Source organism: Pantoea sp. JGM49 (assembly GCF_018257655.1).
In the GTDB taxonomy this organism is placed as follows: domain Bacteria; phylum Pseudomonadota; class Gammaproteobacteria; order Enterobacterales; family Enterobacteriaceae; genus Pantoea; species Pantoea communis.
Genome location: NZ_JAERJM010000016.1, coordinates 71,086 through 95,032, shown reverse-complemented (window position 1 = coordinate 95,032; position 23,947 = coordinate 71,086). Strand labels below are relative to the sequence as shown.

The 23,947-nt window shown below is 52.1% G+C and carries 23 protein-coding genes and 1 pseudogene; 8 read left to right on the top strand and 16 right to left on the bottom strand.

Features of this window, described 5'->3' with window-relative positions; all coding sequences use genetic code 11:
- Window positions 1-75: 75 nt before the first annotated feature.
- The 7 genes and pseudogenes from JK231_RS22325 to JK231_RS22290 all read right to left on the bottom strand — a co-directional run.
- Window positions 76-394: pseudogene (locus tag JK231_RS22325) on the bottom strand (transposase); the annotation flags it as partial.
- A gap of 505 nt (window positions 395-899) precedes the next feature.
- Window positions 900-1,157 carry a hypothetical protein gene (locus JK231_RS25575; RefSeq protein ID WP_249221796.1) on the bottom strand — a complete coding sequence of 86 codons (258 nt, stop codon included), beginning with the start codon at window positions 1,155-1,157 and terminating at the stop codon, window positions 900-902.
- 173 nt (window positions 1,158-1,330) lie between these two features.
- On the bottom strand, window positions 1,331-1,903 hold the full coding sequence (locus JK231_RS22310; protein WP_211729553.1) for a Panacea domain-containing protein: 573 nt from the start codon (window positions 1,901-1,903) through the stop codon (window positions 1,331-1,333).
- A 202-nt stretch (window positions 1,904-2,105) separates the two neighbouring features.
- Entirely contained in the window at window positions 2,106-2,543 is a 438-nt protein-coding gene (locus tag JK231_RS22305) for a hypothetical protein (protein ID WP_211729561.1), read from the bottom strand.
- A gap of 144 nt (window positions 2,544-2,687) precedes the next feature.
- Entirely contained in the window at window positions 2,688-3,098 is a 411-nt protein-coding gene (locus JK231_RS22300; RefSeq protein WP_211729552.1) for a hypothetical protein, read from the bottom strand.
- A gap of 9 nt (window positions 3,099-3,107) precedes the next feature.
- Window positions 3,108-3,539: a hypothetical protein gene (locus JK231_RS22295; protein ID WP_211729551.1), complete on the bottom strand. Its 432-nt coding sequence runs from the start codon at window positions 3,537-3,539 to the stop codon at window positions 3,108-3,110.
- Window positions 3,540-3,571: 32 nt separating this feature from the next.
- Window positions 3,572-3,901, bottom strand: a complete 330-nt coding sequence (locus JK231_RS22290; RefSeq protein ID WP_249221795.1) for a hypothetical protein — start codon at window positions 3,899-3,901, stop codon at window positions 3,572-3,574.
- A 38-nt stretch (window positions 3,902-3,939) separates the two neighbouring features.
- Here JK231_RS22290 and JK231_RS22285 point away from each other — a divergent pair, with 38 nt between their 5' ends.
- Entirely contained in the window at window positions 3,940-4,302 is a 363-nt protein-coding gene (locus JK231_RS22285; protein WP_211729560.1) for a VOC family protein, read from the top strand.
- Window positions 4,303-4,339: 37 nt separating this feature from the next.
- Here the strand turns inward: JK231_RS22285 and JK231_RS22280 are convergent, their stop codons facing one another.
- The 5 genes from JK231_RS22280 to JK231_RS22260 all read right to left on the bottom strand — a co-directional run bounded on the left by JK231_RS22280 (window position 4,340) and on the right by JK231_RS22260 (window position 10,753).
- Entirely contained in the window at window positions 4,340-6,628 is a 2,289-nt protein-coding gene (locus tag JK231_RS22280) for a molybdopterin-dependent oxidoreductase (protein WP_211729550.1), read from the bottom strand.
- 35 nt (window positions 6,629-6,663) lie between these two features.
- Complete coding sequence (locus JK231_RS22275) at window positions 6,664-7,425, bottom strand: amino acid ABC transporter ATP-binding protein (protein ID WP_211729549.1); 762 nt, start codon at window positions 7,423-7,425, stop codon at window positions 6,664-6,666.
- Complete coding sequence (locus JK231_RS22270; RefSeq protein ID WP_034827514.1) at window positions 7,418-8,341, bottom strand: amino acid ABC transporter permease; 924 nt, start codon at window positions 8,339-8,341, stop codon at window positions 7,418-7,420. The genes JK231_RS22275 and JK231_RS22270 overlap by 8 nt, the downstream gene beginning before the upstream one ends.
- Window positions 8,338-9,234 (bottom strand): ABC transporter substrate-binding protein, encoded by an 897-nt coding sequence (locus JK231_RS22265; RefSeq protein WP_058961755.1) that lies wholly within the window; start codon window positions 9,232-9,234, stop codon window positions 8,338-8,340. The genes JK231_RS22270 and JK231_RS22265 overlap by 4 nt, the downstream gene beginning before the upstream one ends.
- A gap of 328 nt (window positions 9,235-9,562) precedes the next feature.
- Window positions 9,563-10,753 (bottom strand): cellulase family glycosylhydrolase, encoded by a 1,191-nt coding sequence (locus tag JK231_RS22260; RefSeq protein ID WP_349291530.1) that lies wholly within the window; start codon window positions 10,751-10,753, stop codon window positions 9,563-9,565.
- A gap of 329 nt (window positions 10,754-11,082) precedes the next feature.
- Between JK231_RS22260 and JK231_RS22255 the strand changes: the two genes are divergently transcribed.
- The 3 genes from JK231_RS22255 (at window position 11,083) to JK231_RS22245 (ending at window position 15,584) form a co-directional block, all read left to right on the top strand.
- Window positions 11,083-13,263 carry a TonB-dependent siderophore receptor gene (locus JK231_RS22255; protein ID WP_349291529.1) on the top strand — a complete coding sequence of 727 codons (2,181 nt, stop codon included), beginning with the start codon at window positions 11,083-11,085 and terminating at the stop codon, window positions 13,261-13,263.
- 205 nt (window positions 13,264-13,468) lie between these two features.
- Window positions 13,469-14,392, top strand: coding sequence for a myo-inosose-2 dehydratase (gene iolE, locus JK231_RS22250; RefSeq protein ID WP_097117804.1), 924 nt, complete (start codon window positions 13,469-13,471; stop codon window positions 14,390-14,392).
- A gap of 10 nt (window positions 14,393-14,402) precedes the next feature.
- Entirely contained in the window at window positions 14,403-15,584 is a 1,182-nt protein-coding gene (locus tag JK231_RS22245; protein ID WP_211729548.1) for a Gfo/Idh/MocA family oxidoreductase, read from the top strand.
- On the opposite strand, the gene JK231_RS22240 is transcribed toward JK231_RS22245, so the two are convergent.
- From JK231_RS22240 to JK231_RS22230, 3 genes are all read right to left on the bottom strand, one after another.
- Window positions 15,581-16,495 (bottom strand): alpha/beta hydrolase, encoded by a 915-nt coding sequence (locus JK231_RS22240; RefSeq protein ID WP_211729547.1) that lies wholly within the window; start codon window positions 16,493-16,495, stop codon window positions 15,581-15,583. The genes JK231_RS22245 and JK231_RS22240 overlap by 4 nt on opposite strands.
- 217 nt (window positions 16,496-16,712) lie before the next feature.
- Entirely contained in the window at window positions 16,713-17,156 is a 444-nt protein-coding gene (locus JK231_RS22235; RefSeq protein WP_160867775.1) for a GNAT family N-acetyltransferase, read from the bottom strand.
- On the bottom strand, window positions 17,140-17,685 hold the full coding sequence (locus JK231_RS22230; protein ID WP_211729546.1) for a GNAT family N-acetyltransferase: 546 nt from the start codon (window positions 17,683-17,685) through the stop codon (window positions 17,140-17,142). The genes JK231_RS22235 and JK231_RS22230 overlap by 17 nt, the downstream gene beginning before the upstream one ends.
- 118 nt (window positions 17,686-17,803) lie before the next feature.
- Here JK231_RS22230 and JK231_RS22225 point away from each other — a divergent pair, with 118 nt between their 5' ends.
- The gene (locus JK231_RS22225; RefSeq protein ID WP_211729545.1) at window positions 17,804-18,718 is read left to right on the top strand and encodes a DMT family transporter; all 915 of its coding nucleotides are present in this window, start codon (window positions 17,804-17,806) and stop codon (window positions 18,716-18,718) included.
- A gap of 5 nt (window positions 18,719-18,723) precedes the next feature.
- Here JK231_RS22225 and JK231_RS22220 read toward each other — a convergent pair whose 3' ends face one another.
- Complete coding sequence (locus JK231_RS22220; RefSeq protein WP_160833254.1) at window positions 18,724-19,611, bottom strand: MurR/RpiR family transcriptional regulator; 888 nt, start codon at window positions 19,609-19,611, stop codon at window positions 18,724-18,726.
- 418 nt (window positions 19,612-20,029) lie between these two features.
- Between JK231_RS22220 and JK231_RS22215 the strand changes: the two genes are divergently transcribed.
- The 3 genes from JK231_RS22215 (at window position 20,030) to JK231_RS22205 (ending at window position 23,720) form a co-directional block, all read left to right on the top strand.
- Complete coding sequence (locus JK231_RS22215) at window positions 20,030-22,159, top strand: TonB-dependent siderophore receptor (RefSeq protein WP_211729544.1); 2,130 nt, start codon at window positions 20,030-20,032, stop codon at window positions 22,157-22,159.
- A gap of 49 nt (window positions 22,160-22,208) precedes the next feature.
- Window positions 22,209-23,309 carry an ABC transporter substrate-binding protein gene (locus JK231_RS22210; RefSeq protein ID WP_211729543.1) on the top strand — a complete coding sequence of 367 codons (1,101 nt, stop codon included), beginning with the start codon at window positions 22,209-22,211 and terminating at the stop codon, window positions 23,307-23,309.
- Between the two features lie 240 nt (window positions 23,310-23,549).
- On the top strand, window positions 23,550-23,720 hold the full coding sequence (locus tag JK231_RS22205) for a KGG domain-containing protein (RefSeq protein ID WP_034827492.1): 171 nt from the start codon (window positions 23,550-23,552) through the stop codon (window positions 23,718-23,720).
- Window positions 23,721-23,947: the final 227 nt, after the last annotated feature.

Here is a 23,947-nt window from a genome sequence, read left to right as displayed (position 1 = left end):
AGATGTCACCGACAGAATATGAAACCCAGTATTATCAACGGCTCGGAAGTGTCTAGATTATCCGTGGCGATTCAGCTTTTCGATAAAGACATACTTCATTTCAGGCGCTTCGCGAAGTATGTCGCGGCCTTTTGGAGAATGGCCAACTCCTCTGCCTGTTCGGCCAGCTGGCGTTTAAGACGGGCAATTTCCATAGCCTGTTCGTTCTCGCGTTCAGAAGTCGTGGCCTGATTCTGCTGTTTGGCGCGCCAGTTATAGAGCTGGGATTCGTACAGACTGAGTTCCCGGGCAGCGGCAGCCACACCAATACGTTCAGCGAGTTTCAGAGCTTCCTGCGAAATTCAGGAGAATGTTGCTTACGCGGTTTCCGGCTGGTTAATACGGACTTTGTCATGTGAGTCACCTCTGGTTGAGAGTTTACTCACTTAGTCGCGTGTCCACTATTGGCGGGTAGGATCAGTGGCCCAGCGCACCTTATCGATAAGCACTAAACATATGTCAGGATGAGATGCGAATCAGAAACAAAAAGCCCACCGAAGTGGGCTTGATTCTCATTGCTCTGGCGGCTCTGGCAATGGCATCCAATGTGTAACTGTATGGTGAGAATGCTGAACATTTCCGGTTATCGTCACGCGGTCAAAACCGTTAAGCCTATCAAAGTTAGCAACTCCAATGCCTTTATCTGTTGCCACAATGAACATTTAAAATTGTCTAACCGTCTCTGGTAGACGCTCGCCAACTGAAATCCAACCCATTGCCAATCTCCATGTTATAAATGAACTCACACCTTGGCATGCCGTGACCGCAAGGAGATGCAAAACCATAAGCAATGAAGATTAAATGAATATTATAGGTGCGGATATCTTAGATTTATGAAGGAAAAGGTGATCTCGAAAGAGTTAATTGCCTGTTTTTTCATTCAATGAGGCACCTGAGGAACAGTGAGTATTTTTAAACTTCAGGTTCTTTGAGCTAACTTGTTCAGAAACATCAAATCCAGCGAGAATTCTTGCAAATGTTGCTTCTGACATATCCTTGCGAGACACAATTTCGCCAGATTTATGTTTTTTTACAACATTATCAACTCGCCAAATTACCGCCTCTGCATAAACCACATAACTAGGATGCTTGATAAATTCGTGGTCACCAACTTGCAAGATGCAGGATGGGTCATGAGGCACACTTGGTTTTATACTAGAGATATTTACTACGAGAATACAATAACAGTCATTAACAGGATAGTACACGGGGTCATTGCATATTACATGCAAATGATTAGTGGGCCCTGAATGAGCCAACACTGTTCCTTTCCTATATGGCTGAAATTCTTTCATGTCAGTTGACTGGAGAACTCTTTGAGTTTTTGGGATTCGTTCATGCTCTCGATAATGCGAGACGCTTCTTCTTGTGTTTTACCATCACTCAAGAAAATCTCAAGCTTGTTGATAGGTTTACAAGAATGCCCAGGATCATGCCACTCAGGACACACCTCTTGAAGATGTGTCATATCTCTAAGCTCATACCGATTCATATGACCATATTGCGAGTAAATATCGTCTAAAATTCGAACATCTGCTCTGCTCAGCTCATCGAAAATCTCTTCAGCATCCATTTCACGCGGGTCTGTGCGAAGCATGACATCGTGTTCAATAGTTTGAATGAGGGAATACCAGTACTCGCCTGAGATTGGAGCCTTTCCTTTAATCAAGTCTAAGGTCGTAGACATGACTGGCCCATGTTTCATTGAGAAGAGACTGTCCTCACCCATCATGCGACCATAAGTCAGCATAGATTTTCTATTGGAGAGATACAGCAACTTCATCAATTTCAGATATGCCATGCGCCCGCCTCGTTTGAGAAGCAGGTAAGCAGCCATCTGTGCCACTTTTTCTTCGCTGAACATTCTGGAACTCCGGATACCATATAAAGGAAAAGTCTATTTCAAATTGGCAAAATATTGTGCGTGTATAAGGATCCACCAATCTGGTAACGCAAAGTGTATTATCACTGATAAATTAGTGCAACCACAAAGATGCGGTGAAAGTCAACAGTACAGGTATTCAGTTATTTGCGCCTACCTTTCCAAGTGCCACGCTAGGTAGTCATCAGTAAACCTTTAACCCTCGCGCTATCGCCCGCCCTATAGACTCCATCAAAGGGTCAATCTTGCGCACGTACGCGGGACCGATAAAGGGCCGCGGCGGCATATTTTCGGTTCCGACTTCCTGCCAGAATCCGATCTGACTTTTAGTGCCCACAATGGCCGCCAGGCCAATAATTTCACTCTCGATTGAATCCAGCAATTCGCCAGATCGCAATAGCGGATCGTCTTCGGTGTACCCCTGGCGCACACGGTCGGCTTTCGTTGATTCAGCCAGCGGCGCCCAAGCCTCAAACGGGCCGTAAGCGGGCTGATACACCCCAATCTCTTCTTTCGCCGTTTCCTCAATCTCTTTCACGATGATGTGAAAACCTAGTTCAAGTTCTGAAGCGATTTTGGTGGAAGCAAACGACAGTTCCCGACCTAACTGCTCGAGGTCCATCACCTCCCCTCCTCCCATTGTCCTGTATTCCAGCTGTATCTGCCGCCGTCGAACTCGCGAATTACCACGCCAATCGCAATGCGTTCATGAGGCATCAGCCGGTTAGTCCAGGGAAAATGATGCCGAACGGAACCCCGGATTTCATCAGCCAGCACTGATTGATGAACGCAGGGTTACGGGCGATTTTTTTGCGGCGGTCTCCGTGGCTTCATCCTCTTCCTCTTTCGACTTCTCACGTAACCAGGATGTCACCGCTTTCAGTCCGCTTTTACCGAGGATGGCCAGCATGCCTTCAATCTGTTTAGGATTCTGCGGCACTGTATATTCGTCACCATCGATATCCGCCACTGCCGCCACTGGGAAGGCATACATGTTCATGTACATCACGTTCATGTCCATTTCAGGGCCAATAGCAACCGTCAGGCGGGATTCCTGCACCGGGTTCAGCTCGCGCAGGGTGATAAGGCGCCCTGCTGTGTCCCTGACCTGGTTATAATCTACGGCGTTCAATGCCGGGGTGGGTTGCTTGCCTTCATGCACTGTGACCTTAACCATTCTTGTTCCTTAATGTACTTTTTTACGACGGTTTGCCGTCCAGGACAGGGTATGATTAACAGTCTTCTCTCCCTGCTTGTTGCCGGCATCGGTGAGATGAAACGATACGCCTTCATAACGAAAGACACTGACCGTGCCGTTCACTTCGGTGATGGTCTCAGTAATGGTGCCGCGAGGCTGATCGATACCGTTGTAATAGTTGTCTTCCCACTTCGCCCATAAGTCATCCAGCGTGGCATCCATACGTTCAGCAGTAATGGTGCCATGCCAGCCAACGGGGATTTGCAGCTCATCGGTAATGCCATTGAGTGGCGTAATCTTCTGGGTCGACACCTGCGGCTTAGAGTCAAAACTCATGATTTTAGGAATGCGCAGTTTGCCCGATGGCGTGTTGATATCGACTGCAATGTCGCGGCCTACGGTGTAGCCAAGGGTTGGCATGGTTTATCTCCGGTGTTAAGAGCGCAGCGGCTTTAGCGGGGTGAATCGTTTGAGACGGAGATGGACACGCTGCCACCGCCTTCAAGATTCACCAGGAAGTAGCGAACCACGTTCAGGTATTTAACCTGCACATCCGCCGTCATGTAACCCAGCGCCACACGGGAATCCGGATTATTGGTCGCATCGAGACGCACAGAGAAAGCCGGGCCGCCGTTAGGGTCCTCAATCATCTTCTGTGTTTCCAGATTCGACAGGAAAGACTCCAGGGTGCTTTTGGTTTCCCGGCGCAGATCTGTCGTCTGATTGTCCCCCACCACGCCCCCGAATCCTGCCGCCAGGGTCAGCAACAAAAAGTTAGTCATTCGGGTGTAGGTATCATCGTTCTGGGTCGGATTAGACCATCCTTTATGTACCAAACGTCGTCAAAAGCGCTGACTTTTATGCATCGCTGTTCGATATCAAGCCGATTAATGTCACGCCCACTTTTGCGATGTTTGTTTTTGAGAATGGATTCAAACTGGGCTTGTGGTCGAAATATACCGTTCAACCGCCGGTGGAGACGCAACATTTTACGGCCAACGGTGAAATCACTTTTAAAGTGCAGCACAAAGCCGACGTCGATTTCCTCTACAACGAATGGGGCGCGTTCCGTGAGATCACCATTGTACAGTCTCCGACCGAGATGGATTTTGGCTACACCTTCATGGCTATCGATCCTGATGGGCATCGTCTGCGCGTAATGTGGCTGCAGTTAGAAGATTAATATTTCGGGGCGGCCAGTTGGCCGCCAATGGGTAATGCTAACTTTGCGGCGGGATAAATGCCTGCACCGGCGTCAGTTCTCCAGTGTATTTGCGCACCTGAACCACGGTGATTTGACCACTGCAGCCCTGCGTCAGCGACGACGTGCCAATATCCAGCGTCAACACATTGGGGTTGCCGTGACGACATAACGGACGCAGCGCAGTGGGATCCACCGGATCGTACCAGGCGCCGGTCGGCAGTTGAACCACGCCGGGCATCACCGTGTCGGTCACGCGCGCGCTGGCGAGCACATGGCCGCGCTGATTGTATAGCTCGATAATCTCGCCGTCATTGATACCCAGCGATGCCGCATCATCAGGATTCAAGCTGCACACCTCACGGCCATCGCGTTTGCCGCTCAGGCTGTAATCACCGAAATCCAGCTGGCTGTGCAGACGCGTGGCGGGCTGATTGGCGATAAGCCAGAATGGATGATCGGCATCGGGCTTTTGCTGCGGCTCTCGCCACACCGGATGTCCGGGGCAGTTTTCATAATCGAAACTGGCAATCGTCGCCGAGTAGATTTCGATTTTCCCGCTCGGCGTTGGCAGTGGTGCAGCATCCGGATCGGCGCGGAAGGCATTCATCATCCGTCCACCGTCTTTAAGCTGCGGCAATTCCAGCACGCCCTGCTGCCAGAATTGTTCAAAATCGGGAATGTCGACCTGATGCGTTGCCAGCTTTTGCTGCAACTGTGCGTAATGGTGTTTCAGCCAGCCACGCGTATCGCGACCTTCTGTAAACGCCTCTTCACGTCCCAGCCTGCGCGCCAGCTCAGCAAAAATGGCGTAATCGTCTTTGGCTTCGCCGTGCGGTTGCGCGACCGGCTGCATAGCAAACAGATGGCGATCGGTTGGCGCACCGCCGATATCTTCTCGCTCCAGCGTCATGGTCGCGGGCAACACGATATCGGCATGCCGTGCACTGGCCGTCCACGCAATCTCATGCACAATCAGCGTATCCAGCTGGCAAAATGCCTGACGGAGTCGCGCTAAATCCTGATGGTGGTGGAACGGATTACCGCCCGCCCAGTAAGCCAGACGAATATGCGGATAGGTTAAGCGGCGGCCATTGTAGTCGAACGGCTTACCTGGATTGAGCAACATGTCTGAGATGCGCGCCACCGGGATCAGGCGATCAATGCCATTCTTGCCCTGCGGTAACGCCGGGAAACTCACCAGGTTGTGATGCTTACCGTAGTGACCCAACGCGCCCAGCGCATAGGTGTAACCGCCGCCCGGTAAACCCGGTTGGCCCAGCGCCGCGGCCAGTACCAGCCCAAGCCACACCGGTTGTTCGCCGTGCTCCGAACGTTGCAGCGCATGCGCAACGGTGACCAGCACACGCTTACCGGGTAAGTGACGGGCAAAATCAGCGATAAAGGCCGCGCTGACACCGCAGATCTCTGCCGCCCAGGCGGCATCGCGTCGCGTGCCATCTTCTTCACCACGGATATAAGCGACCATTTCCGGCCAACCCACGGTGTAGCGACTGAGGAAGGCTTCATCCGCTAGCTGTTCTTCAATCAATACGGACAGAACACCGAGAATAAAGGCGGCATCGGTGCCTGGACGCAAGGCCAGCCACTCCCCTTTAGCTTCGTCGGGCAGATCGCTTTTCAATGGGCTTACTGAGATAAAACGTGTGCCGCGTTGTGCAGCCTGCTTCATAAAACCGCGCTCGGTGTGTTCACTTAATCCACCGCTCGCCACCTGCGAGTTTTTCAGCGCCAGACCGCCAAAGGCGATGACGATTTCACTGTGCTGAGCAATCTCTTCCCAGCTCACGCCGCGCCGCGCAATTTCGTTCATGTCGCCGACGATATGTGGCAGCAGCACCGAAGCAGAGCCGGAACTGTAGCTGTTCACTGAACGTACGTAACCGCCCAGTGTGGTATTGAGAAAACGGTGCACCTGGCTCTGTGCGTGATGAAATCGCCCGGCACTCGACCAGCCATAAGAACCGCCAAAAATGCCCTCTGGGCCATGAGTGTCGCCGACGCGCTTCAATTCACGCGATACCAGTTCGTAAGCCTGCTCCCAGCTAACCGCAACGTATTCGTCATTGCCCCGGCGTGGATCGGGACCGGGGCCCTCTTCCAGCCAGCCACGACGCACCATTGGACGCGAGACGCGAGCCGGATGATTCAAAGCGGTGCGGAAATTTTGCAGCAGCGGGCTGGGATCGGGATCGCCTTTAAAGGGTTCGATAGTGAGCTGGTCGCCCGATTGCTGGGCATGAAAAGCGCCCCAGTGGGCGCTGTGCATTACCGGTTTTTGCGTCATCACTGTTCCTGGCTGTCAAAAATGAAAAACGGTGCTTAAAGCACCGTTGCAATAAAGTTTCTTACGCGCCCGTTTTCCGGGTCGTCGAGGACTTGTTGAGTGGGTCCGGCCGCCACGATTTTGCCGTCTTCCATAAAGACAATGTTGTCGGCAACCTCGCGCGCGAAACCAATCTCGTGCGTCACAATCACCATGGTGATGCCGGAGTGCGCCAGTTGCTTAATCACTTGCAACACTTCGCCCACCAGTTCTGGATCCAGTGCCGATGTCGGCTCATCGAACAGCATCACACCCGGGTCCATCGCCAGCGCGCGCGCAATGGCCACACGCTGTTGCTGTCCGCCGGAAAGATTCTGCGGCCACTCCTCTTCGCGCCCTGCCAGCCCCACCTGCTTAAGCAGTGACAGCGCTTTGCTGGTCGCCTGTTGGCGGTTCTGCTTTTTCACGCGCATCGGTGCATCAACGATGTTCTGTAACACCGTGCGATGCGGGAACAGGTTGAACTGCTGGAACACCATGCCAATTTGCGCACGCTGACGCGCAATCTCACTGCTGCTTAACTCATGCAGCGCCTGGCCTTTCTGCTTGTAGCCAATGATTTCGCCACCAATCCGAATGGTGCCGCCATCCAGTTTTTCCAGGTGGTTGATGCAGCGCAGCAAAGTGGATTTCCCCGAACCAGAAGGCCCAAGAATGACCGTGACAGAACCGGCAGGAATATCGAGATTCACTTCGTTCAGAATCGTGACGCCAGAGAAGCGTTTAGTGACTTTACGTAAGGCGATCGCTTCAGCCATTGCTTACGCTCCTTTCAGGTTTTTGCGCGCTAAAGCCCGGCAAGGATTTAAACAGGCTGCGTTTTTCACGACGCGTAACGCCACGACCAAAATAGCGTTCAACGTAGAACTGACCAATCGACAGTACCGAGGTCATCAGCAGATACCACAGCGTCGCCACTAGCAGCAGCGGGATCACTTCATAGGTACGCTGATAGATGATCTGCGCGGAAAACAACACGTCTTGCAGCGAAATGACTGACACGACGGCCGTGGTTTTCAACTGACCGATAATTTCATTACCGGCAGGTGGCATGATGGCGCGCATCGCCTGTGGCAACACCGTGTGTCGGAAAATCTGCGCGGGGCGGTAACCCAGCGCACGTGCGGCTTCCAGTTGTCCGTTTCCCACGCTTTGGATACCGGCACGCACAATTTCTGCGGCATAGGCAGATTGATGCATCACCAGCGCGATCACTGCCGCACTGAATGGACTCACCAACGCATTAGACTGGGTACTCCACAGCTCGCCCAATCCGGGAATAGAGAGTGAAATCGTTGGATAGAGCGCGGCAATGTTGTACCACAGGAACAGCTGCACCAGCATCGGCACACCCCGGAAGAACCAGGTATAGAACCAACTCACGCCCACCAGCACGGGGTTGGATGAAAGGCGCATCAGCGCCAGCACCGTACCAAACGCAAAGCCCAGCACCACCGAAATCGCCGTCAGTTGAAGCGTCATTAATACGCCCTGCAGGATCGATTCGCCGGTGAAGTTTTCCGCAATCACGCTCCATTCGAAGCGTGGATTGTTAATCATCGAGTGCGCCATTGCCACGACGCACAACAGCACCACCAGCGCACTCAGCCAGCGTCCGTAGTAACGTTTGCCGACAATTTTCAAATCATCGGTGTGGTCACGTACATCACTCATTGAAAGATTTCCTGGTTACGTTTGGATTCTTTAACCGCGCCAAAACCGATGCCCCAGTTGTCGAGGATCTTCTGGTAGCTACCATCTTTGATCAGCGAGTTAAGTGCCGCTTGCACCGCAGGCTCAAGCGCAGAATCTTTCGGGAAAGCCACAGAAACAGGCGCGTCATGCACGGTGATTTCGCCGCTCAGGGTGATAGGTTTAATCACCTTCGCCTGCCACAGCAGACCTTCGTACGGGCCGAGGAACATCGGTACGCGACCGCTGACCACGGCCTGAACACCGGCTGGACGATCCGGGAATACGGATACTTTGATCGGTTTTTTACCCGCTGCTTCACAGGCTTTGCTGGCTTCTTCCAGACGCGTCACCTGCGTGGTGCCTGAACCTGCGCCAACTTCCAGGCCGCACACGGCGTCAAGGGTTTTGAACGGTGCCACATTGGCATCTTTTCGCGAAATAATGCCCAACAGGCTGGCATCGTAATAGCTCACGAAATCGATAATTTTGGCGCGGGTCGCGGTGGCGTTGATATTGGAGAGTGCCACATCGTAACGACCGGTTTTCAGGCCGGGAATGATATTGTCGAAACCGCCGGTGTCCCGCCACTGGACCTGGATCCCTAAGCGTTCGCCCACGGCGTTCATCACGTCAATTTCACGTCCGGCCAGGGTTTTGTTGTCTTCTTTATAGAAAGTGGTCGGCGGCGTGTTGGGGTTGGTTCCTGCCACGATGTAGCCGCGCTTAACCACATCCGCCGGCAGCAGGCTTTTCAGTGCCGGGTCGGCCTTAACATGGAGTGAACTGTCAGTCGGGACGGATTGATCGGCGGCAAACGCGGTGTGTGCACTCAATGCAAGTGCAAGCAAGGTGATACCTTTGGCGAGTTTCACTGGAACCTTCTCCTGATATATATAAATGTTTCCCTGTCGGGAAAAGGCGTTGAGGTAGCGATGTATTTTTCTTCTTTCTCACCTCACAGCGGAAAGAAATTGTCATCCTCAGAACGTCCCGCAGCCATTCTCAGTAAGATGTGCAGCGATCACAAATGCGAAAAACGGATATCTATTGCCAGATTTCGGGAATAGAACTCGGCGCCCGTGGTGACCGGGATGACCGCGCCAGCGATGGCGCGGTTTGAAGTGAGGTATTCAGATTTAGTCAGGTATTCAACAGCCTGCTTTTACCATGGCTTATGAACGTTTTCTTCTTAACAAGACTTTATCGTTCTAAACGTTTGCGTATAGGCTCAAACTCTTTCGTCGCATGGCGTGGAACGGTATCGGGTAAATTTTGCTCCGCAGCCTGCCAGTATTGCCACGGTACTTTCTTGTCGCCCAATTCGTAATCCATCCCATCCCAGCTGTCTTCCCGGAAGCTGTAAAACGCCCAGTGCGACTGCTGCTGATCCAGCACCTTTAACACATCCTCCAGATATTGCGTGCACCCTGGTAAGGTGCGGACGCAACCGAACTCACCGACCACCATTTGATGGCGAGCCACACCGTGCGATTTCGCCCACTCAAACGGTAGCGCTAAATATTCTGCTACGCGTTGTGCATCCCACTGTTGCTGCAATCCCGCAAACGGGACTTTACCCGGGTAAGGCCAGGGCGCTTTGCGTTTGGCATTCGGTGCACTGGTGGCGGAATAAGGCTCATACATGTGCACGCTATATAACACCCGTTTATCTTCGAGCGGCTGTGGCCAATACGTGAAGGCATCGGCGGCAGCGTACCAGCCACTGTCGACCATCACCGGCGTCTGCTGATCGACTTCGCGAATCGCCGCAATCACGGTGCGGTAAAACTCCGGTAAATCCCGCGCGGTACCCTTGTGCTGCAGATACCAGCTTTTCATGGTTGCGGCAGACGCATGTTCGTCCAGACCGCCCATTTTCTCCGGTGCGGGTTCATTAATGATGTTGTATGCCGCTACTGCAGGGTGGTCTTGCAATGCAGCCGCAAGGTCACGCCAATAACGGGCACTTTGCTGCCAGAAAGCGTTGTCTTGCCACAGCCGGTCGTCGAACTGTCCGCCGTTATTTTGTGACCAGCGCATGCCGGGTAAGGAAAGCGGCGTAATCACCACTTTCAACCCTGCTGCCTCAGCGTTATCCAGCACATTTCTCAAAGTGGCGACATCTTCCGCCACTAATCCCTGGTAGCGATCCGCACTGCCCAGCAGAAAATCACGCTGTTTGGTGGGCCATTTATCCCAGGAGAGCCGCACCCAAGAGGCACCGTAAGTGTGGAGAGCATTGAAATAAGCAGTATTGGGTGGAATGCGATTAAAACTGTTGCCGCCATGTTGAGGTTGCAGCCAGAAATCCATCTTATCGGCGGCTCTGGCAACAGGAATAGTGAACGAAATCAGTAACAGGAATGTAAAGGTTTGTATGATCTGGCGCACACTTTCTCCTTGATTTATGAGAGTCCCAGGCACCCTTTTTGGTGCAGGCTCGAAGCTAAACGGATTCCCATGTAGTTACTGTGCGTTATCACTGATTTTAGTCTACTGATTTGCAAGGAATTGATGACAGTTTGATGAACGCTTTTCCTCCGCAACGTTTTTAAGCACAAACGTCACTCTGGCTTTACGTTTCTTCACGTTTCCCCCGCATTTAGCACCAATCATGGAGAAAAAAAGGAGACGCCGGTTTGTCGCATATACAATGAGAAACATTCTCATTATCATGCGCATTTGCTTACATATGTTAATACTTCAGGGAGAAGATTTAAGTGAATGTAACTTTGTATGTCAGGAAGCGCCCTCTTGCACTGATTGTGGCAGCCTTGCTCACCTCACCTGCTTATGCCGCAGAACCCACGGAAAAACTGGCTGACGATGAATCAATGATCGTCACTGCAGAACAGGGTCTGAAACAACAGCCTGGCGTTTCCACCATTACCGCTGAGGACATTAAGAAAAGCCCACCGGTTAACGACCTCTCCGATATCATCCGCAAAATGCCGGGCGTCAACCTGACCGGTAACGGGGCCAGCGGTAGTCGTGGCAACAACCGCCAGATTGATATTCGCGGCATGGGCCCGGAAAACACCTTAATCCTGATCGATGGCGTGCCAGTGAGTTCGCGTAACTCCGTGCGTTACAGCTGGCGTGGCGAACGTGACTCGCGTGGTGATACCAACTGGGTGCCCGCGGAGATGGTAGAACGTATTGAAGTGATTCGCGGCCCAGCCGCCGCGCGTTACGGTTCCGGTGCGGCTGGCGGCGTGGTGAACATCATCACTAAACGCCCGACCAATGACTGGCATGGATCACTGTCACTTTTCACCAATCAGCCCGAAAACAGTAAAGAGGGTGACACGCGTCGCGCCAACTTCAATTTGAGTGGCCCACTGGCTGGCGATGCATTAACCATGCGTCTGTATGGCAACATCAACCGCACCGATGCGGATGCTTATGATATCAATACCGCTCAAAACGGCTCTTATGCTGCGGGACGGGAAGGGGTACGTAATAAAGATATTAACGGTGTACTGTCATGGAAAATCACTCCTACTCAGATCGTTGATTTCTCCTACGGCTATAGCCGTCAGGGCAATATTTATGCGGGCGACACGCAGAACAGCAATGGAAATAGCAGTGCAGGTGGTTTAGTTGAATCTCTGTACGGCAGTGAAACAAACCGCTTATATCGTCAGAGCTATGGCGTCACTCATAACGGTATCTGGGATTGGGGCACATCCAAACTTAATTTCAACTACGAGAAGACCAATAACACTCGCTTGAAAGAAGGCACTGCCGGAAGTGTTGAAGGGATGATCAACAGTAATGTTTATTCGACCAGTCGTCTGGAAAGTTATCGTGCTGGCGGAGAAATAAACTTCCCACTGGAATTATTGGTGGACCAAACCGTGACGTTGGGAGCGGAATGGAACCGCGATGAGCTTAATGACCCTGCGTCAATGCAATCTGCAAGTACAAACCTTTACTTGCCAGGTAGTTCAGGCGATCCGTCTCAGCGCAGCAGTAATAACTCCGCCACGATAAGTTCTCTTTATTTTGAAGATAATATTGCCGCCACTGACAGCACTGAAATTATTCCGGGTTTACGCTTTGATTATCATGATTCTTTTGGCGCTAACTGGAGTCCAAGCCTGAATATTTCGCAAGGATTGGGCGACTATTTTACGCTCAAAGCGGGTATTGCGAGGGCATTCAAGGCGCCTAACTTATATCAATCAACTCCCGGCTACCTGCTATCAACACGTGGCAATGGCTGCCCAATTGGCCTATCCCAATGTTATTTATTAGGGAATGACAATCTCGATCCTGAAGTGAGCGTCAATAAAGAAGTGGGACTAGAGTTTAACCACGCGGGTTATGTCGCGGGTATCACCTACTTCCGTAACGATTACAAAAACAAAATTGTATCCGGTACTGATGTTGTCTACACCAATGGTACTTACAACGTGCTTCAGTGGGAGAATGGAGGCAAAGCCATTGTAGAGGGGCTGGAAGGGAACCTGACTATTCCATTGATTGCGGACACACTTGAGTGGCGGTCTAATGCGACTTACATGTTCCGTTCAGAAAGTAAGAAGACCGGAAATCCTCTATCGGTCATTCCTGAATTTACTATCAACTCACAATTAGAGTGGCAAGCAACTGATAGCCTTAGCGCCAATATCAACTGGACGCAGTATGGCCGCCAAAAACCGCGCCAAAATGCAGAAACAGTTATTGAGGGAAGACCAGGAGGTCTTTCACAACGTGAAATCAAGCCATATTCCATTGTCGGCTTGAACCTCAATTACGACATCACTAAAAATTTGCGTGCTAATGCGGGTATTAACAACCTGTTTGATAAGCGCATTTATCGTGAAGATGAAGGTGCTTCAACTTACAACGAACCGGGCCGCGCCTATTACGCTGGCGTCACCCTGTCGTTCTGAGTCCTGATGGGTGGCCTTCTAAGGGCCACCTCTATTGACTTGCATTCCTATCTCCCTGTTAACCCATCAATTTCCATCCAGAATCACATCAATATTTTTTTGACGTTTAGCCTGCAAATTTTGATGGTTTTACGTCAAATAACCGCTCGCCGCTGCACATCGCATCCGCTAATTTCATCGCTATCTCCCCTACAGGATATAACCGATGATCAAAGAAGCGTTTTATCGCACAGGTCACCCCGCACCTCAACTCGGCGTCAGCCCACTCTCCTGGGTCAATGAAGTGCTGCAATACCTCGGCGCAGGGACCTCGGCCGAACACTGTTTGAAAGAAGCGAAACAGGCCGGATTTCAGGGCGTCGAGCTAAGTCGCATATTCCCGCGCGAACCCGGGGCATTGAAGCAGCTGTTGGCACAACATCAACTGCAGCTGGTGTCAGGCTGGCATGACGGATTTCTCACCGAACGCAGCGTTGAGCAGGAGCTGGATGCGGTGCACAACCATGCCACCCTGCTGCAGGAAAATGGCGCCAACGTGATGGTGTACGGCGAATGCGGCTGGATGGCTGACAACGCGCTGGATGTGCCACTGAGCACCCGACGTTTGTTGCCGGAGAGTCAGGTCGCCGACTATGCCGATCGCCTTTCCCGCTTTGCCGAAGCCCTGTTTGATCGATACGATTTACGCCTCGCCTATCACCACCATCTCATGATGGTGGCCGAAACACTGCCGGAAATCCGTGCGTTGATAAATGCCTGTTCGCCCGCCGTTGGCCTGTTACTGGATACCGGTCACGCCACCGCTGCCGGATTCTCCTATACGCAACTTATTGAGGAATTCGCCGACCGCATTTGCCACATCCATCTAAAAGATGTGCGGTTGGATCGCCTGCAAAAAGTACGGGCCAGCGGTATGACCTTCAACGAAGCCGTGCTCGCAGGGATGTTTACCGTGCCAGGCGACGGCGGTATTGATTATCGGCCGCTGGCAGAGTTTATCGCTCGCAGCGGTTATCAAGGCTGGATGGTGGTGGAAGCCGAGCAGGATCCGGCGAAAGCGCCCCCATTGGAGACCGTGACTCGCGCACAACGTTTTGTTGCCCAACACATTTTACCTGCAAACGCTTAAGGAGCCGCTGATGGCTGGAAAAACACTGAATGTTGGCCTGATCGGTTCAGGCTTTATGGGCCAGGCACATGCCGATGCATGGCGCCGCGCGGGTTTACTGTATCGTAACCTGGCGCTGCAACCCGTTCTGCATACGCTGGCAGATGTCACGCCCGCACTGGCCGAAGAAGCGGCTCGACGCTACGGCTTTCAACACAGCACGGCGGACTGGCAGTCGCTGGTGAACAATCCTGAAATCGATATTGTTGATATCACCACGCCTAATAGCATGCACTTCGACATGGCGCTGGCCGCGATTCGTGCAGGTAAACATGTCTACTGCGAAAAGCCGCTCACCGTTTCGTTGCAGGAAGCGCAAACCCTGACCCAGGAAGCTGAGCGAGCAGGTGTGAAAACCATCATGGCGTTCAATAACATCAAAACGCCGGCAGCGCAGTTGGCGAAGCAGATGATCGATCGCGGTGACATCGGCACACCGACTCGCTTCCGTGGCTGGTTCGATCAGGGATTTTTCAACGATCCCGAGCTGCCATGGAGCTGGCGTTGCTCACGCGAACAGGCCGGTTCTGGCTCACTCGGTGACTTAGGCTCACACGTGGTGAGCGTGGCGCAATATTTGATGGGGCCAATCAAGAGCGTGGTAGGACAGGAGCAGCTGTTTATTGACACGCGTCCTGCTGCGGGTGGTGGTTCAGGCTATGGTGCCCAGGCAGATAAACAGGCGGCGCGTTTGAAAGTGGAAAACGACGATCAGTTCCAGGCGCTGGTCACTTTCGAGAACCGCGCCGGTGGCGTGATTGAATCTTCACGCATCTCCGCAGGAAAAGTGTTCGGCATTGCCTGGGAAATCTCGGGCACCGAAGGCACCATCATCATGGACGGTGAGCGCTTTAACGAACTGAAGATTGCACGTTATGGCGATGCGAAACACGATCGCGGCTTTAAAACCATTTATGCCGGTTCTCAGGTCGAGCAGTTTGGAGGCTTCTTTGGCTTCGATTTCGCTGGCGGTGGCCTGGGATACTTCGATGTGAAAGTGATCGAAATTTACGACCTGATTAAAGGCCTCAGCAGCGAAGCCGATTGTTTCCCGGATTTCCGCTTTGGCCTGGAGAATCAGCAAATCATTGAAGCGATGGTGCGCTCATCTGCCAGTGGTCAACGTGTGGAGATCGCCAGTCTGCGCAACTAACTAAAAAACTCGCGCAGTGCTTCAGCCAGCGCCTGCGGTTGCTCATCCGGGATGAAGTGACCGCAGTGCGCGATTTTGATGCCTGAAACCTCAGCCGCAAACTCCTGAAGCGGAATCGCCATATCGGGGATCGAACCCTGATCGGCACTGATCGCCAGCAACGGCACCGTCAATTTGCCGTTATCATGCAGCCATGCACGGTTTTGTTCCGCCGAGACGCTCACTTCGCGATAGGCCGCCATGCCTGCGCGCAATGCCCCGTTCTGTTGCAACAAGCGCACATATTCCGCCATATCTTCCGCGTCAAACACCATTGGGCTGACGGCTTTGCGTTTCAGGAACCAATCCAGATAGATCTCTTCGCGCCCGGCAATTAAGGCTTCAGGCAGATCCGGCAGCAGATGGAAGGCGAAATGCCAGGTTTTCCAGGCCTTATCGGGCGTGGCAGGCAGCGCATCCGGCAAGGTCACGCCCGGAATGCCGGCGTCAAGCAGTGCAAGTTTTTTTATCTGATTGGCATAACGCAGGGCAAACGGCCAGGCCACCCACGCACCGACATCATGCGCCGCAAGATAGTAGTGATGGATGTTCAGTTGCAGCAGCAGGCCCTGTACTTTTTCTGCCAGAGAAGTGGTGTCATATCCGCTGTAAGGCCTATCGGAATCCCCCTGACCGGGGAGATCGGGCGCGATAATGAAGTAACGATCGCCAAGCAGAGCCATTACCTTGCGCCACGCAAACCAGCTTTGTGGGAACCCGGCTAACAGCACCAGGGTTTCACCTTGTGGGTTGCCGCCGCTAACGTAGTGGATGCGAACACCGTCTACGGTGGCGTAATGATGGGAAAAATCAGGCAGGTTGGTGACAGGTTGTGACCAGCGCGATGTTATTTTTAATTCTGAGGCATTCATACGTTACTCCTAGAATTGGAAATGGTTACTTCCTAATTGGTCAAATTCTTGGTCGGATAGGTCGAAAACATAATCGTTCCTGGTTGGCATGGTTGGCCGCGTTCTCGTATCAAGATTTGAGTTTGCGCTAAGGGAGATACCATTTAGGAAATGATCGATTCCCAAATGGTACAGGATGGTAGGAAGAATTGACAAGCGGTGTGAGTGAAATTGCTGATTAGGGTGCAACACGGTATTGCACAAAATCCGTCTTCGTCGCGACCTGATCATACAGCGCTCGGGCGCGGTAATTATTCTCGCGCGTCATCCAATACACTTTCGAGCAGTTCAATGCCTCAGCGGCAGCATTCACCGCTGCGATCAACGCGCGACCCGTGCCTTGTTTACGCCCGTCTGGGCTGACGAACAGATCCTGCAGGTAACAATAGTCACCCAGGGTCCAGGTGCTGCGATGGCAAATAAAATGCACCAGCCCAGTCAATTTGCCCTGCTCCTCCGCCACCAGACAATGCATCGGTTCGCCTTCCGCAACCAATCGTTGAAATGTCGTATTGGTGACTTCTTCCGTGACCTCACTGACATAAAAGTCGAGATAGCCCAACCACAGCGATTTCCACTGTGCGTAATCCTCTGCAGTGAGTTTTCTAATGACCTGTTCCATTTCTTTCTCTCCATTGTTGGCATGTGATGGTGAACATCAAACTGGCGGGCGGATCTTGCGGATTAAACACCCTTTCGAGGAAAGTCATCCCGACCTTTTCCAGTACGCGGCGTGATGCGGTGTGGTTTTCTCTCACCACACCGACAATTTCTTTCAGTTTTAGATCTTCAAAACCGTGGCGGATGGCGCGATGCGCGAGTTCTGTCGCATAGCCTTTTCCCCAGGTATCCGGTTCAAAACGGTAACCCAGATTGTTGGTTCTGCGCCCGTTGAATTCGCTGACGAATACGCCACCGAAACCAATCACGTGTTGAGGATCGCTTTTCTCCATGATGACCCAGTCATCGAAACCATGAATAGCGCGGTCTTTGATTCTGCGTAATAACACTTCTCGCGCATGATCAAGGCTTGGATAAGGCCCGCGTGGGTTAAATTGATGTGTTCGTGCATCGCCATAGATGCGAAAAAGCGCCTGCAAATCCGTGCGCTCAATCGGCCGATACAGCAGCCTTTCAGACTCCCAATGCATTCATTTCCTCGCCGTTTTTTGTTATCCAGCGAAGTAACATAGCACCGCGACATCGCTTTGAGTGTTAAGAATTTTTGCTATGATGTCAGCCCATCTTTCTAATGATTGAATCTGAACCATGCGAACATCGGACTCGTTGCGACTTTTGCTGCTGGCGGCTATCTGGGGAGCCAGTTTTCTTTTTATGCGTATTGCCGTTCCCGCGCTGGGTGCGATTAATACGGCTTTTTTGCGCGTGTTATGTGGCGCATTGGGTTTAATCATCGTGATGGCAGTACTGCGCATTCCGCGTCGCTTCGAAGGCAAACTGGGTTGGGCAATGTTGCTGGGTGTGATTAACTCAGGATTACCTTTCCTGATGTATTGCCTTGCCGCTCGCGTGCTGCCCGCAGGCTACTCCGCAATACTCAACGCTACTGCGCCGTTAATGGGTGTCGTGATTGGTGCGGCGTTCTTCAATGAACAACTTACAGTGAGTAAAGTGCTGGGCATGGTGGCCGGTGTTGTCGGCATTATGTTAATCAGCACCACTGGCGAAGGGGTGCTCTCGCACGCATTGATACTTGGCATTGCGGCTTGTCTGGTCGCCACCACCTGTTACGGTTTTGCCGGCTTTCTGGCCAAACGCTGGATTGGATCGCGCGGCGGGCTTGATGCCACGAAAGTCGCGTTCGGTAGCCAGTTGGGCGCCTCGCTTTTCCTGCTGCCTTTCTTTGCCTTCAGCGCGCCACAAACGCCGGCGGCGAACTGGCACATTCCTGAAGTTTGGGCCTGTATCCTGGCCGTCGGCTTTATTTGCACCGCGCTGGCTTACATCATCTACTTCCGTTTGCTGGCCGATATTGGCCCCCTGCGCACCCTCACCGTCACCTTCCTGATTCCGCCTTTTGGCATCCTGTGGGGCTGGTTAGTGCTGGACGAGCAAATCAATCAGGGCTTTATAAGCGGTGCATTGCTGATTGTGCTGGCGGTATGGCTTGTCACGCGCAGCGGAATGGTCAAACCCGCCACGCCGAGTACCTCTGACAATTAATAACGCTATTTCTTACCGGTGGGTTTCAGTGAACGATTGAGATCCTGAATGCGTTTCATGGTTTTTACCGTGCGCGATGAAGTCGCTGAAGCCACCGACAAAATCAACATCTCCAGACACACCAGCACGGTGCCATGCAGAGGCATACGACCATTCTCCCCACCGCGCGGCACGTTGATAATCACATCCGCTTCTTTGGCGAAGGCTGAATCTAAGGCATTGGTCAGCAAAATCACCGGCATCCCCAGCCGCTTCGCCTCTTTCAGGGTAGTCAGCCCTTCTTTATGGGCAGATTTCTGCGCCATCATAATCAGCACATCACCACGCTGTAAGGTGATCAACTGTTCAGCGAGGGCAATACCCGAACGATTGAGCGTGACGGCAGGAATGCCAATGCGCGTGAACAGCCGAGCACTGTAATCCGCCAGAATCCCTGAAGCATTAATGCCAAAGAGCGCTACCTGTCGCGCGTCGATCAACATCGCGACAGCCTGCGCCACCGCTTGCCGATTGTGAGGTTCCGAGAGGGCATCGCAGGCGCGTTTATGGCCACCCAGTACGAAATCGATCCCCGAATTGATGTCACACGACAGCTCGCTGACGGTGGCGCTCATCTTCTCTTCTGAATTCATCGCCGGGCCAAACCAGGCTTTCAACGTGGTTTTCAAATCACGCAAACCGGCAAATCCCAATGCCTGAACGGCACGCACCACGGTGGCATCTGAGGTATGAGTCGCATCCGCTATTTCCATGGCGGTGGCATCTAATATTGCCTCACGATTATCGTGGATATATCGCGCGACGGATTGAAGGCTGGACGATAATGACGGAGCGCGTGCGCGATAGCGTTCACCTAATACATCAACCCGATTTTTAATTTTATTTATGGCCATCTTTTTACCTGTTTATCATCAGGGCGTGATTTCGTCCACCATTTAGGCACGGTATTGTAGTGATATTTCTTGTTTAATCCAGCACCCTGATCGCTATCGCTCCTTTGGGGCGGATCGTTGGATCACAGCAAGAAACAAGTTTATCTGACTGTTTTTGTTGTATTTATAACAATTAAGCCTCAAATGGAAATGGCGTTGATGGACTCTATTCCTGCTGTAGTATCCACGCCATTATTTCCGTTTACTACTACATTCTTTCATGTTTGAATGATTCTCAATAACATCACGCCATCTCAGTTTAAGGCGCACGATCCACAGAGAATGCTTATTTCATTCACTTTTCTCTGCTGAAAATAATTTAATCCTAGCTTCGTTTCATGGACGAGATTAATTCCGCACCAACACCAGGTTTATTTAAATGAATAACAACAAGAGTTTCGCTGTTAAAGCACAATGCCATCCGGCCATTATCGCCGCAATATACGGTGTCAGCGTTTTCACTGCAGCTGGCAGTCTGGCAGCGGAAAGCAGTAATACCCTGACGGTGTCCGCGCAGGAAAGTCGCCCGCAAGGCTATAACGCCACCAGCAGTTCCGTCGCCAGCAAAACGACCACGCCGCGTCTGAACGAAGCGCAATCGGTGAGTGTGGTGACCCAACAACAGCTTGAAGACTATCAGGCCGCTAGTCTCACTGATGCGATGCGCTTTGTCAGTGGTGTCACAGAGGGCAATACTCTGGCAGGCACCGAAGATGGCTTTGTGCGTCGCGGATTTGGCAGCAACTCTGATGGGTCAATCTATCGTGATGGCATTCGCAGCAGCCAGGGGTTGAACTTCGATGCCACCACCGAACGCGTCGAAGTGCTAAAAGGCTCGGCATCCCTGCTCTATGGCATTCAAAATCCGGGCGGCGTGATCAACGTGGTGAGCAAAAAACCGCAATATGACTGGCACACCAAAGTCAGCGGCCGTTCCTCCAGCGAAGGTGGTGGCGCTGGTACCGTTGATATCACCGGCCCGTTGGGCAACGGCTTTGCCTTTCGCCTGATTGCCGAAAAGCAGAATCAGGATTACTGGCGCAATTTTGGCAGCGACAAACATACGCTGATCGCGCCTTCGTTGCAGTGGTACGGTGAAAAAGCCAGCTTTTTCGTGAGCTATGAAGATTATCAATACGATATCCCCTACGATCGTGGCACAGCCTTTATCAATGGCAAGCCGCTGGATATCGGCTACAAAGATCGTCTCGACGACAAGGCGAATCATGCCTGGGGTCACAACAAAACCCTTAATGCGCACTATGACTGGCAGTTTAATGATGACTGGAGCACGCGCGTCACTTTTGGCTGGAATCAGCGTCAATACGACAACAACGAAGTGCGCGTCACCGCCATTAACCCCACCACCGGCGTTGTCACGCGTCGTGCTGATGCTAACCGTGGCTTTAACCACAAAACGAAATACGTTTCATGGGATCTGCTCGGTTCACAACAGCTGTTGGGCATGACCCACGATGTGGTGATCGGGACTGATTATGAGATGAACCAGACTTATCGCGCGCATCAGTATCAAGGGAAATCCAACACCGGGTTTAACTTTACCGATCCGCAATACGATATCCTGTCACCGGTCACCAATAGCACCTCGGAAAACACCGCCAACGCCAATAACCTGAACCGCATTCATAGCCGTTCGGTTTACGCTAAAGACAGTATTTCACTGACGGAACAGTGGATTGCGGTATTTGGCGGACGCTATCAGCATTACGAGCAGCGTGCGTCAAAAGGCTTCGACCCGGTGGTGGAAACACTGAACAGTGAAGGCAATAAATTCCTGCCACAAGCGGGTCTGATTTATAAAATCACCCCTGATGTCTCGCTTTACAGCAGCGTCAGCAAATCCTTTACGCCTTCCACCGATGTGGACGATGACGGCAATGTCGGTAAACCCGAACAGGGCACGACCTGGGAAGTCGGCAGTAAATGGCAGATCTCGCCAAAGCTGTTTGCCAGCGTCGCGCTGTACCGCATTGATGAACGTGACATGTCGCTCAGCATTAACGGTTCAACGCGGGCAATTGATAAAGCCCGTTCCAGTGGCGCAGAGTTTGAGCTGAACGGCGAAGTGTTGCCGGGTTGGGATCTCAGCGCTAACTACAGCTACGATAAGGCTGAGATTGTTGATGATGGCGTAAATTCTGCTAACAATGGCAATCGGCTGCAAAATGCACCGCGTCATTCGGGCGCGCTCTATCTCAGCCACAACCTCAGTATCAACGGCATTCCCGGTGATTTCCGCGTCGGTGGCGGCGCGCGCTATGTCGGCTCGCGAGCGGGCGATCCTGAAAATAGCTTCACGATGCCGGATTACGTGGTGGCGGACAGCTTTATCGCCTGGAACAATCAGTTGTTTGGTGAAAAGACACAACTTAAGTTGAATCTGAATAACCTGTTCAACAAGCACTATTACACCTCCAGCGGCGGCAATTTGCGCGTGCGTGAGGGTGAAACCCGTAACCTGATGGTCGAGGCCAGCGTTGAGTTCTGATTCTGTGGTTAAAGCGGGCGCCCGGCGCGCCCCTTCCCTCTGGGGGCCAATGCTGATTGTTCTGGCCTGCTTCTTACTGGTGCTTAGTAGCGCCGCGCTGGCAAAAACCGTCACAGATATTGACGGTAATCAGGTGGATATCCCTGACCATCCGCAGCGCATTGTGCTGGGCGAAAGTCGCATGCTCTACACGCTGGCGCTGCTGGAACCGGGCAATCCTTTTCAGCATATCGTTGCCTGGCCTCAGGATTTGAAAAAGTACGATAGCCAAACGTGGAACAGTTTTGCGCGCCAGTTCCCGCAAATGTTAAAAATCCCTTCCCTCGGTTCAGGCGGCCCGAATGCTATCAATCCTGAGCAGATCCTGGCGCTCAAACCGGATGTGGTGATCCTGCCGAGCCTGGCGCGCTACGATGATGCCGATCTGCGCCTGGTGAGTATGCTGAAAGCCGCCCATATTCCGGTGGTGAAAATCGATCTGCGCGTGCATCTGCTGAAGAATACCCGTCGCAGCGTGGAGATTTTTGGCGAGGTGCTGAATGAGCAGGCTCGCGCGCAGGCCTTTAACCGTTTTTATGACGCACATATGCAGGTGATTCGTGATCGGCTGGCCAGTTATCACGGTGCGAAGCCTTCAGTGTTGTTGCAGTTGCATCTTGGCCGCCGTAATGAGTGCTGTGTCACCGCCATCAACGGCAGCCTTGGCGAACTGTTAAACGCCGCAGGCGGCGATAATATCGCGGCTAAAACGCAGCACGGCGTGTTTGGTCGCTTGAGTGAAGAAATGGTGATTGCGGCGCAGCCTAATTACTACTTCGCCACCGGATTTGGCGATAACGAGGCGCAGGGTTTGCTGAAGCTGGGGCCAGAAGTGGCATTGCCAGCGGTGCAAAGCAGCTTCGCCCAACTGACCTCGCAGCAAAACGGATTGCGTGAATTAGCCGCGCTACGTAACGGCCACTCCGCCGTCATCTGGATGAATTTTTACCTCAGCCCCTGGCACATCGCGGCAACGGAATTTATGGCAAAAACACTTTATCCTCAGCTGTTCGCGGATGTCGAACCCGAGCAAACGTTAAAGCAAATCTTCAATGATTTCCTGCCCATACCTTATAGCGGGACCTATTTCACTCAAATCCCTGCGAGTTAATCGGCCTTATTGATAATCGAAGCGTTAAATACGCTTCGATTATATTAATAATTAATTATTAACCTTCATAATTCATTTGCTTAAAAAATAAGATACGAAAAAATACTCGATAATCCACTTATACGCTGCCGCCGCGCTTGTTAATATTCACAGTGGCACTAACCTTAATTCTGCAGTCTGGACATAACGTGTGACGCTATCCACGATTATGTAATCGCAATGCATGAATGAGGGCATTTTATGGCCGAGCATAGAGGCGGTTCCGGTAACTTCGCAGATGATAAACAAAAGGCATCTGAAGCGGGTAAAAAAGGTGGGCAAAGCAGTGGCGGCGGTAGTTTTAAAGACAACCCTGAGAAAGCCTCCGAAGCCGGAAAAAAAGGCGGAAAAAGTAGTAACAAAGGCTCTTAAGCCGCATCGGGCGCGCTAGTCGCCTCACCGACAAGGATGCCAATAGGTTCAACTGGCAATTGAATAAGTGCAATGACGATATATGACTGACGTCTTGCGCTTATTCTGCTCTCCCCTCTCATTCCAGTCACGCCTTTTATTTCCATCGCCGCAGCCATAATACCGCCTCGCTTAAGCTGAAAAATTTCAATTGGTCATTTTTTGACGTGACATATATCACATTTATG